Below are 8,419 nucleotides of genomic sequence, written 5' to 3'. Positions count from 1 at the left end.
TTAGGAAAAGATTGAAGTCGTACATATTGTGAATAGTGCGGAAAAAGGAGTGCCTATATTTCCTTGATTCGGAGGAAGGAGAGAATGACTGGTCTGCCATTCTGTTGGCATTGAAAAAGGTGGGCTATAAAGGACCTTTTATGTATGAATGTGCTTTTAAGGATGTAAAGGATTTAAGAGCGTGTTTTGAGGGGTTGGTCAATAATTTGAAAGAATAATTRCATCTCAACCCCTCAAAACACGCTCTTAAATCCTTTACATCCTTAAAAGCACATTCATACATAAAAGGTCCTTTATAGCCCACCTTTTTCAATGCCAACAGAATGGCAGACCAGTCATTCTCTCCTTCTCCCGAACAAGGAAAATAATGGCATTCCTTTTTTCCGTCACCATCAGCAATATGTACGGACTTCAATCTTTTTCCTAAAGCCATAATAAGATTTTCCGGATGCTTTATATGGTTCATGTCCACTGCAGCAAACACATCTTTAGGCATAAGCTTCATGATAGCTGTCATCTCATCTACCGTTCTGCATAAAGGTGTTTCCTGCTTTTTATTGGATCTCACCAATTCATAGCCTAGCATATTTTCTATCACTATGGTAGCTCTTATGTTTTTTACATCTTTATTTAAGCTCCTTCGATAGATTTTACCAACTGTTTGATGCGTTGCTCCCGCTCATTAAGCCCAAGATGATAACTTGGATGAAAAAGAATAATCTTAGGTTTAAGGATACTAACATATTCCAACACTTTCCGATGTAAGGTCACTACTTCATTCCTTTCCCTTTCATCCAATAGCGAAAGGTCAATATGAGGTCCGAAAGGCATATGTATAGACCAAACCTTAACTCCAGACTTATCTAAAGCACCTTTCGCTTTCATCAGCTGTGCTTTTATTTCCTCGTCTGAAGCAGTAAAAGCTCTTTTCTTTTTGTCTATAAAAGCATTAATAGATGTTTCAATGACATCCACCCCTACGGATTTGGCGTAAACCATCTTCTTCTCCGTAACGTTTTGAATACCTACGGAATACCCCACTTGCATTTTTAGGAGAGGATCTTTCGCTAATATGTCCAATGGCTGACAAACAAGTAAAACTAAAATTGTTATAAGATATCGCATGGTTTATTTATGGTATAGTAATTCTGTATCAATATTGACTCCAATTGTGTTATCAAATTCTAATATAGAATTTCCTAATGTAAATCAAACAGGAAAATGCAATAAAGTATTGACAAAATACTTCCAAAAAAAATTAAAATATAAAACAAAAAAGACCTCTATCTTCTCACTGGATGCAAGCATTCCAAGTATGAGATGCGATTACCTTCTTTTCAGCTGAAGTTTGATGCCAAAAGACAAACCAAGGTAATCCTTAAACTGCAGATACTTATTTTGTATGCGGGAAATAATATACAGGTCGGAAGAATGTAGGTCGGCATACAGTTTTATGCTGTCAAAACGAGATCTCTTAGGATCAAAACGTAGACCTACACTTTGCCCCAAGAATATGTTGAGACGAACCTTAGGAGAGAAAGTATAGTAATTACGGGGATATTTTTCTGGAGCGGAAAACCAGAATTGTTTACCTAATGTCGTACTGACATAGGCGCCGGTACGTAAAGGCTCGTATAACAACTTATCACCTACGGGAAGTTTCCACGGTGTATATATTTGTCTTAGCGTTAAAGTTACCTTCGCCCGATCGGTATCATACGCCGGCACGTAACCTATCAGAAAATCGGTAGTCCACTGCCTTTTCTGTCCATAATCCCATCCGGGACCCAGCGCGACCAGACCTATAGCTCCGGCATGCTGCATATTATAATGTGCAGGAACTATCTCCACCCTTGCAGCAGGCAGGTCTTCAGCTTCTTTTGTGGAGACAGAATCAGGTCTTCTTTCCTCTCCCAAAGCATATGTAGCAGCAAAACCGCTCTGCCATGCCATTCCAACTACTAACGCTCCAATCAATATACTTTTTCTAATAAGCGACCAATTCATAACTATAATTATTCTGAGTAACGGTAAACAACAAATACTTCCTCTTACCAATATTAGGGTTCACGTAATAAATGACTTGGTCTCCGAAAATATCCTCTTCTTCAAAACGGTGATCGTGACCACATACTGCAAATAAATAATTCGGAAATTTCTTGAGCGTATGATGAAAGATGTCTGCTACATTATTGTTAAACTGCTCCGACGTGGGTTTGGCGTGCATGATGGCAATAGTCTGATCGAAGCGTTCCGTATCCTTTTTCATTTCTGCATTGATAAAGGAAAAGTCTGGAATAGGCACGGAATAGTTTGCTTCCAAAGCGTTGGTATTCATACAAACAAACTTGGTTCTTCCCGCAATGAAACTGAAATTCTCCTCTCCAAAAACTATCTTATATATATCTTCCCCATTGGCCAGAAAGTCATGATTTCCAATAACAGCCACATAAGGATATTTCAACTTCTCCAGAATATCACGTTGCCACAAAAATTCTTTGGTCAGTCCGAAATCAGTAAGATCACCTCCATGAATGACAAAGTCAATATCCGTACGATTATTCGCATGATGTACAAAGTCTTCTAACTCATGATACCATCTTTGTGAATCAGAAATAAAAGCAAAGCGGATGGTATCTTTATCGGCAAAAGCTTCCTCAATACGGGCTATGTTTTGTATATTAATATCTCGCTTTCCTTTGATGTCGCCTGCATAAGGATGCACTTCTATCATATCACAGGACGCCAGAAATGAAATCAGTATAAGAGAAATTGCACACAGAAAAACTTTTTCACGTAATCCCATAAAACTATTTTGACTTTAGAACACCAAAAGTAAAAAGTTTAGTTTTATAGTTAAACAAGAAATTATCTTATTACTTAAATATGATTTTTGATGATAAATTAAAAGAAAAGCCATTCCAAAAGGAATGGCTTTTCTTTTAAATATCTGTCTCTTTTCATCTAGCGGATGCCATGCATCATTTTCTTCAATATAGGATTGAACAAAATCAGCAATAAGGCACTTACACCCGGAATAATGGCAAAAATCATAAAGAAGTAAGCCATAGAATGCTCTTCTGTAATTTTATCAATATAAGATCCCAAAAATCCACCGATGAAGTTAGCTATCGCGGATGCACAGAACCAAAACCCGAATAACAATCCTAAAAACTTCTTAGGAGACAGCTTACTCACATAGGATAGTCCTACCGGCGACAGACAAAGCTCTCCCGTAGTATGGAAGAAGTACGCAATTACCAGCCAGATCATACTTACAGAAGCCGTTTTAGCTCCCTGTGGAATTTCACTGGCACCATAGGATAAGGCTGCAAAACCTATTCCCACCATAATCAGACCTAAAGCAAATTTTATAGGCCCTGAAGGGTTCCACACTTTCTCCCAAAATTTACTGAATCCTGAAGCTAATGATATAATAAAGAAAGAATTCAAAATCTGGAACCATGATGCAGCTACTTCTGTTTCCGTAGCATTAAACTCACGCATAACTTTCCAGAGCTCCCAACCCCCAAATTACGGCAAAAGATATACCGGTAAAGATTATTGTCAAAGGATATTGATTGAAAATACGTTTTGACAAAGCATATAAAACTATACTTACTATAATAATCGGCGCTATAGTCAAAATTCCGTCAATCCATTTAAAAGTAATGGCCGCATTTCCGGACAATACGCGTTGTGTATAATCCTTAGCAAAAATGGACATGGATCCTCCTGCCTGCTCAAAGGCCAAGAAAAATACTATACTGGCAATCATCAGTACAGCCACCACAATAAGACGGTCTCTTACAACTTTTGCAGGTAGTTCTTCCGGCTCTTCTTCCAATTTATTTTTTATCTGATTGTCATGGAATTCTTTCAGCTGCTTAGGAGAATCTCCATTGATACCAAAAATACGCTGCCCGAAATAAAACTGCAGCATACCGAAGAACATAAATATACCTGCCAGACCGAAACCATAATGCCATCCAATCTTTTCTCCGATATATCCACACAATAGCATTCCTAAAAATGCTCCGGCATTGATACCCATGTAGAAAATAGTATATCCAGCATCTTTCTTAGAGCTGTTGTCCGGATAGAGGTTTCCTACCATAGAAGAAATATTGGGTTTGAACATACCGTTACCCAAAATCATGAGAACAAGCCCCAAGTAGAAAAAATATTGATGGATACCTTCTAGAGCCATAGAAGCATGTCCCATGGTCATGATAAAGGCACCTATCAAAATAGCTTTCTTGAATCCGGTAATCTTATCTGCTATTATCCCCCAATAAGAGGAGTTAGATATACCAAACCAGTATAAAGACCATACAACTTCATGGCACGCTCATTAGACCATTCCCACCCTCCTTCGGCGATAGAGCTAACCAAAAAAAGAGTCAACAAGGCCCGCATACCGTAATAACTGAAACGTTCCCACATTTCAGTAAAAAATAATACAAATAGTCCTGCAGGATGGCCGTTAACCATCTTATCATCCACCCCCTGCTTGGCTAAATGTCTTACTAATTCATCATCTTTTTCAACCATAATTGTAGATTAATTATAAAAATAACTGTTAGTTAATATTTTAAGAATATTAAATATACAATATTTACCTCACCGAAGTCCTAAGCCGGACTTCGTATTTTTAGGTGCTTCACGCTGGCGCAAAAGGTCTTCTTCCGCATTTACTACCTGAATATTGTCTTCATACTTCAATTTGCCATTCTGAAGCTTATAGCCGTTATGTGACAGGTCGGGCACATAATTTTTATAAGTGTCTCCTAAAGAGGGATCCAGCTGGATAAGATTGTCAAACTCCAACAGATTTTTAGCTCTATTGTAACGAAGTAACATGGTAGCCATTCTGTTGTAATTAAAAATCTTACGAACATGCTGTGGAGCATCCGAAAAGACGGGCGCACCAAAACTTATATTCTCCTGTCCTTCGACATTCAAAATGTCAATAATCTTTTTTCGTATACTCGGCATTATGACCTTTCCACCCCAATAGAACGTATTGATTCTTTCCCAGTGCAGCAATATCATAATACTGAGCGCCGTACCACTGTGTCGGACTCAATATTTCCTTTTCCGGATTCTTAATATCAAACGTCTTGTCCAATAAAGGAATAAGCTTTAAGGAAGGCGCACGAAACTGCACCGCCCCATAATACAGATAGGAGCCGTCATGAAGAGGAACATTCCAAGAGAAAATACGAAAACTATCGTCTGGAGCCTTGACAATAGAAATCATATTCAGTTTGTCAAAAGTATAATAGTAAGCGTTTGGCTCCTTAAGGGCTGACACCAGCGTTCGTACAAAATTAAAATTGCTTTCTATCCTGCGCACATCCGCTTCATCACCAAAAACGCTCTTCCCCAAATTATAAAGGCTGTCCTGCCAGACTTGCATTTTCTGTATATTTTGGGAGAAAGAATAATGTATAGGTAACAGCGGTAGCAAGATAAGAAAGCAATTCTTCAACATATCTTGTTATTTAAAACGTTCTAACAACTTCTTCGTAGCTAGAATTCCGTCCAGCTCACTTAGCTCAGTACCTTCATATTCTATACCGATGTAACCTTTGTATTTAGCTTTTTTTACAATATCCATCATCCTTACATAATCGATATTGCGTTCGTTGCCGTTGGCGTCAAAAACATTAGCTTTAGCACTCACCCCTTTGGCGAAAGGCATTAGCTCTTCTACACCTTTATAACGGTCATATTCGTAAAAGTTACCGAAATCAGGCAAAGAACCACAATTCTTCTTACCTACTGCTTTCAGCACGCTGGACAACCAGTCACCATGTGAAGAGATACCACCGTGATTTTCTACTACGACATTGATATTGGCTTTTTTACCATAGTCAGCAAGGGTAGAAAGGCTTTCCACCACTCTGTTTTTCACTTCTTCCGGTGACCCCTTACCGGCGGCATTCACACGGATGGTTTTACATCCCAAGAAATGTGCTGCGTCAATCCATTTGTAATGATTTTCGACCGCCTTTGCACGTTTCTTGGCGTCTTCGTCACCCAAATTCCCTTCTCCGTCCACCATGATCAGTACGTTAGTTACACCACTCGACTTAGCACGGTTGTTTAAGTCCTTCAGATAGGTCATGTCATTAGCCTTATCCTTGAAGAAGGTATTTACATATTCCACACCATAGATTCCACATTTTTCGGCGGCAAATTGAGGGAAATCAATATTTTTTAGATCTCCCTTGAATAAGGTCTTATGTAAGGACCATTCAGCAAGAGATATTTCGAACCACGATTTTTTGGCTGCAAAAAGGTCCATGGAAGGCGCTAAAGCGACACCTGCAGTCACTAAGCCCAAATGCTTAATAAAGTCTCTTCTCGAATTCATGTTTATATAGTTTTAGTTAGATGTTAGCCCATCCCGATGTCAGTACATCCACCAGATGTAAAGTCTTGATAGGAATATTGTGTTTGTCAATATAGGCCTGCAGCTGCAACAAACAAGAAGCATCCGTAGAAATAATATAGTCTGCATTCACTGTTTGAGCATGACGTACTTTCTGTTCGGCCATGGCACTTGAAATACCGTCAAACTTAATACTAAACGTACCTCCGAAGCCGCAGCAAGTTTCCTGATCTCTCATCTCTACCAACTCAAGCCCTCCCACCTGTGCCAGAAGACGGCGCGGCTCTTCCTTAATTTTGCATTCGCGCAAGGCCGAGCAAGAGTCGTGATACACGCCCGTACCTACCAATTCAGCCCCGAAATATTCCTTCTTCAACACATTTACAAGAAAATCCGAAACTTCCATGATATTGCGTTGAATGTTTCTACAACTGTTATGCTCTGTTGAATTGGTAAACAAGTCGTTATAACTGTATTTCACCATACCAACACAAGAGGCTGACGGTGAAACTATATAACGCTCTTCAGAAAAATCTTTCAGAAACTTAGATCCTATTTCTTTCGCCTCATCCCAAAACCCTGCATTGTAAGCCGGCTGCCCACAACATGTCTGTTCGCTGTTATAGATCACCTCACATCCCGCCTTTTCCAACAGCTTAATCGTATTAAAGGCTGTCTCGGGATATAATTGGTCTATAAAACAAGGAACAAACAACTCTACTTTTCTATTCATCAATACCTGCTTTTAAAAAAGAATTAAATTTTAGTACTCTCAATAATAACAAAAATCCTAAAATAAAGAAAATAGACAGTGATACCGCAGAGTATCGAATATTGTGAGTAAGCTGCTCTATTGCTCCAAAACAGATTAGTCCCACGACTATGCCAAGCTTTTCTGTGATGTCATAAAAGCTGAAAAAGGCCGTCGTATCTTCCAAATCTTTTGGAAGCATCTTCGAATAGGTAGAACGGGATAAAGACTGTATTCCCCCCATTAGCAGCCCTACCATAACCGCCAAACCGTAAAACTGTGCTGCATTACTTAAGTAAAATGCTGCTATACATATAGAGGTCCATAGCAACGTTACGATCATCAGCACCACAATATTACCCCAGTATTTTGCCAAGAAAGACATAATATACGCCCCTCCAATGGCTATCAACTGTATTAAAATTATTACAATAATCAACGAGCTAGTTTCTAATTCCAACTCTTTCTGTCCAAACATCGTCGCCACCACCATGATGGTCTGTACACCTACAGAATTGAAAAAGTAGGCCGGAAGAAATCGTTTGATGCCCTTGTTTGCTTTCACCTGCTCCAGCACACTTCTAAATTCGGTCAATACACGCTGCATAAGGGATAGACCAGTACCATTGATTGCCGGTGTATTGTTGGGAAGAACATGAAATGGAATCAAGGAGAACCCTAACCACCATAGCCCCACCAATAGGAATGAAAAACGGGCAGGAAAAGAAGCCTCGGTAATATTAAACCATTCGGGCTTGAGCACGAACACAAAACAGATGATTTGAAGGGTGACACACCCCACATAGCCGTAGGCAAATCCTTTGGCGCTCACCTCATCCTGCTTGTCCGGCGTGGCAATCAAAGGAAGATAGGAGTTGTTTACCGCTACGCCACCAATATACCCCATTGCTGCCAAGGTGAAACATATGATACCCCATTCTAACGTACTAAGCTTGAAAAAGAAGAGTCCCATGCAGGCTAAAGCTCCCATATAGGTAAAAAACTTCATAGTCTGCATCTTTCTTCCATTAGCATCGGCATAGGCTGATAAAAACGGTAAAGCAACTACCATCGTTATATAGCAAATGCCAAAGCATAATTTGAAAGAACGGTATTGATGMTTTCAAAACCGAAAAAGTTTACAATATCATCCTCCCCCGTCTTGGTACTTCGTTAATTGGTTAATATAATAAAGTGGGGAAAAGATAGTAAGAAATAATAAATCGAGATTATAGGTCTGAGTTTTGCCCAGTCGAAGAAAGCCCACG

Annotated in this window: 12 protein-coding genes; all 12 read right to left on the bottom strand. The window is 39.3% G+C overall.

Going from position 1 to position 8,419, the window contains the following annotated elements:
* Nucleotides 1-124: 124 nt before the first annotated feature.
* Complete coding sequence (locus SD31_RS20285; protein WP_052258977.1) at nucleotides 125-598, bottom strand: sugar phosphate isomerase/epimerase family protein; 474 nt, start codon at nucleotides 596-598, stop codon at nucleotides 125-127.
* A 32-nt stretch (nucleotides 599-630) separates the two neighbouring features.
* Nucleotides 631-1,080 (bottom strand): TIM barrel protein, encoded by a 450-nt coding sequence (locus SD31_RS20280; RefSeq protein ID WP_052258976.1) that lies wholly within the window; start codon nucleotides 1,078-1,080, stop codon nucleotides 631-633.
* A 246-nt stretch (nucleotides 1,081-1,326) separates the two neighbouring features.
* The gene (locus tag SD31_RS10850) at nucleotides 1,327-2,007 is read right to left on the bottom strand and encodes a hypothetical protein (RefSeq protein WP_039054129.1); all 681 of its coding nucleotides are present in this window, start codon (nucleotides 2,005-2,007) and stop codon (nucleotides 1,327-1,329) included.
* The gene (locus SD31_RS10845) at nucleotides 1,988-2,734 is read right to left on the bottom strand and encodes a metallophosphoesterase family protein (protein WP_197053670.1); all 747 of its coding nucleotides are present in this window, start codon (nucleotides 2,732-2,734) and stop codon (nucleotides 1,988-1,990) included. Before SD31_RS10845 ends, SD31_RS10850 begins: the two co-directional genes overlap by 20 nt.
* A gap of 230 nt (nucleotides 2,735-2,964) precedes the next feature.
* On the bottom strand, nucleotides 2,965-3,507 hold the full coding sequence (locus SD31_RS19200) for an MFS transporter (RefSeq protein ID WP_231561488.1): 543 nt from the start codon (nucleotides 3,505-3,507) through the stop codon (nucleotides 2,965-2,967).
* Nucleotides 3,500-4,249 carry an MFS transporter gene (locus SD31_RS19195; protein ID WP_410528259.1) on the bottom strand — a complete coding sequence of 250 codons (750 nt, stop codon included), beginning with the start codon at nucleotides 4,247-4,249 and terminating at the stop codon, nucleotides 3,500-3,502. The genes SD31_RS19200 and SD31_RS19195 overlap by 8 nt, the downstream gene beginning before the upstream one ends.
* Nucleotides 4,250-4,284: 35 nt before the next feature.
* Nucleotides 4,285-4,554, bottom strand: a complete 270-nt coding sequence (locus SD31_RS19190) for a hypothetical protein (RefSeq protein WP_231561486.1) — start codon at nucleotides 4,552-4,554, stop codon at nucleotides 4,285-4,287.
* Between the two features lie 69 nt (nucleotides 4,555-4,623).
* Nucleotides 4,624-4,998: a hypothetical protein gene (locus SD31_RS15480; protein WP_052258975.1), complete on the bottom strand. Its 375-nt coding sequence runs from the start codon at nucleotides 4,996-4,998 to the stop codon at nucleotides 4,624-4,626.
* Nucleotides 4,970-5,422: a hypothetical protein gene (locus SD31_RS15475; RefSeq protein ID WP_052258974.1), complete on the bottom strand. Its 453-nt coding sequence runs from the start codon at nucleotides 5,420-5,422 to the stop codon at nucleotides 4,970-4,972. Before SD31_RS15475 ends, SD31_RS15480 begins: the two co-directional genes overlap by 29 nt.
* Nucleotides 5,423-5,503: 81 nt before the next feature.
* Nucleotides 5,504-6,382 carry a TIM barrel protein gene (locus SD31_RS10830; protein ID WP_039054127.1) on the bottom strand — a complete coding sequence of 293 codons (879 nt, stop codon included), beginning with the start codon at nucleotides 6,380-6,382 and terminating at the stop codon, nucleotides 5,504-5,506.
* Nucleotides 6,383-6,398: 16 nt separating this feature from the next.
* Nucleotides 6,399-7,133, bottom strand: coding sequence for a (Fe-S)-binding protein (locus tag SD31_RS10825; protein WP_039054126.1), 735 nt, complete (start codon nucleotides 7,131-7,133; stop codon nucleotides 6,399-6,401).
* A complete protein-coding gene (locus SD31_RS10820; protein WP_052258973.1) occupies nucleotides 7,126-8,223 on the bottom strand; it encodes an MFS transporter in 1,098 nt (365 codons plus the stop codon). Before SD31_RS10820 ends, SD31_RS10825 begins: the two co-directional genes overlap by 8 nt.
* Between the last annotated feature and the right edge of the window lie 196 nt (nucleotides 8,224-8,419).

The sequence above is a fragment of the Sphingobacterium sp. T2 genome (assembly GCF_000814685.1).
GTDB lineage: Bacteria > Bacteroidota > Bacteroidia > Sphingobacteriales > Sphingobacteriaceae > Sphingobacterium > Sphingobacterium thermophilum.
This window is presented reverse-complemented; position numbering and strand designations above follow the sequence as displayed.